Origin of the sequence: Shigella sp. FJ200513 (assembly GCF_040495915.1) — a bacterium.
Taxonomy (GTDB): domain Bacteria; phylum Pseudomonadota; class Gammaproteobacteria; order Enterobacterales; family Enterobacteriaceae; genus ECMA0423.
The window spans coordinates 1-1,903 of record NZ_JBDYCV010000225.1 but is presented as its reverse complement, the minus strand read 5'-3'; the positions used below and the strand labels follow the sequence as shown (position 1 = coordinate 1,903).

The 1,903-nt window shown below is 45.8% G+C and carries 2 protein-coding genes and 1 pseudogene; all 3 read left to right on the top strand.

Features of this window, described 5'->3' with window-relative positions; genetic code table 11:
• The first annotated feature begins 531 nt into the window (after window positions 1–531).
• Window positions 532–1,380, top strand: coding sequence for a Rha family phage regulatory protein (locus tag ABZJ92_RS21730; RefSeq protein WP_000935590.1), 849 nt, complete (start codon window positions 532–534; stop codon window positions 1,378–1,380).
• A gap of 139 nt (window positions 1,381–1,519) precedes the next feature.
• On the top strand, window positions 1,520–1,678 hold the full coding sequence (locus ABZJ92_RS22575; RefSeq protein WP_265736902.1) for a YdaE family protein: 159 nt from the start codon (window positions 1,520–1,522) through the stop codon (window positions 1,676–1,678).
• A 35-nt stretch (window positions 1,679–1,713) separates the two neighbouring features.
• Window positions 1,714–1,830 (top strand): annotated as a pseudogene (locus ABZJ92_RS21720) (hypothetical protein); the annotation flags it as partial.
• Between the last annotated feature and the right edge of the window lie 73 nt (window positions 1,831–1,903).

Below are 1,903 nucleotides of genomic sequence, written 5' to 3'. Positions count from 1 at the left end.
AGTCTAAAAACTAGTATTAAGACTATCACTTAAATAAGTGATACTGGTTGTCTGGAGATTCAGGGGGCCAGTCTACTCAGCATTATATAGTTCTACTCTGGCGAGATACGTTGGCATATTCATTTCCTTACTGGTTGTGTGAGAACTTCAGTAAAGATACCACCAAAGCCCGGAAGTGGTGAAATAAAACCGGGCACAACACGAAGGCGCATTTCCGGTATCCATAAAGAGTCGGTCTTGTCTGTGAAATTTAAATGGTGGGAGTGCGCTTCCGGTTGTAAATAACGACATTGCTGTGTGAAGTACCAGTTGGCGGCATCGGTTTAATTGCTGGCTGATGTCCGCCCTTTTTAAAGTGAATTTTGTGATGCGGTGAATGCGGCTATGCGCACGCGGCACAGTTAAAAGTCATGTTAGTCCTTATTGGTTTGGGTGGGAAAGCCAACTGTAATTGTTAACTGGTTAACGTCACCTGGAGGCACCAGGCACCGCATCAACAAAGTTCACTTCGGTGATGAAAGGAAAGAGAAAATGTTGAATGTAGCTATTGAAAACCAGAACGGGTGGAATTATAGTGCACCTGCACCTCATAAAACGGGTGCCGGGATTGCTACCCCGACGATGACTACTGCGCATAACCGCGCTCAGGCGGTTTTTTTATGCGTCAAGCACAGCCACATTCAGATTATGGTGGGGCGTGCAGGGCAGCCGCAAGGCTGGCCGGTTTCGGTAGTCACCGGTTGTAGCAACCCTGTGCGTCTCACCACCCATGAGATTGCTACCTCTGGTGGTGAGTCATTTAAACTGACTATCGAGGCTGCCATCATGGCTACTATCCTTACCCTTTCTCACCCTGACGCAACCATCGAAAATGGTCGCGCTGTCACTACGTCTGTTGCGGTTGCGGAGTTCTTCCGGAAAATGCACAAAAACGTTATTCAGAAGATCGAAACTCTCGAATGCTCGCCGGAGTTTAACCGGCTTAATTTTAAGCCCGTCACCTATACCGACGCCAAAGGCGAAAAACGCCCAATGTACCAAATCACCAAAAACGGCTTCGTTTTCCTGGTGATGGGCTTCACTGGCAAAAAAGCCGCCGCATTCAAGGAAGCCTACATTGCTGAGTTCGACCGCATGGAGGCCGAACTGCGCCAGAATAACACCCCACCTGCAGACAAGATGATTCCGGGTGATGGTCGCACTCTGGTTGTTCACTTCGACAAATTCGGCAATGTCGAATTCACCGAAACCGTTCCTGATGGCGCACTGGTCTGTACCCTGGAGACTTTCCGGTTTTATCTGGAAAAACAGGGATGGACTCTTGTTAACCGGGGCGCAATTAAAAATATGACTGTGGAACAATTACTTTCTTTAAAATAAAAATGGAGCTACGGATATGAACCCTATGCTTGATTATTGTTTTACCTCTGCACCTCAGCAGACCATAACACACACCGGAATCAAAAATTTGTTATGGATAATCAAAAAAAACCTCCAGTAGAAAGGTGATCCCGATTTAATTCCCTGTGCTTATGGCCTGTGTGACAGACAAGTAAGCCCTGATAAGGCTTACACTGCTGAACTTATTTACATGCACGGAACCATGATGAGGAAAAAGAAACGCAAATATTGTAGTGAAATCTGCGCCGAAAAAGACCAGATGGCACACGAACTTTAATTAACTGACTATTCGAAACTGAATTTATGCCAGCAATGGCAGGGATTCGCTCAACCTTAATTAAGGAGAAAAACATGAACACCAATTATGAAGCCACTGTTGCAACTACTGATAACATTGTTCACGAGGTTTACCTGGAAGGAAAGCATATTGAGGTAGCCTGAGTTTAACGGACACTCCTTCCTGAAATAGAATGGCATCAGAAGGAGCTAATAATGAGCAGAA

What these genes read in the sequence shown, in the direction of transcription:
- ABZJ92_RS21730 (WP_000935590.1), top strand. Translation starts at nt 532, where the DNA reads ATGTTGAATGTAGCTATTGAAAACCAGAACGGGTGGAATTATAGTGCA.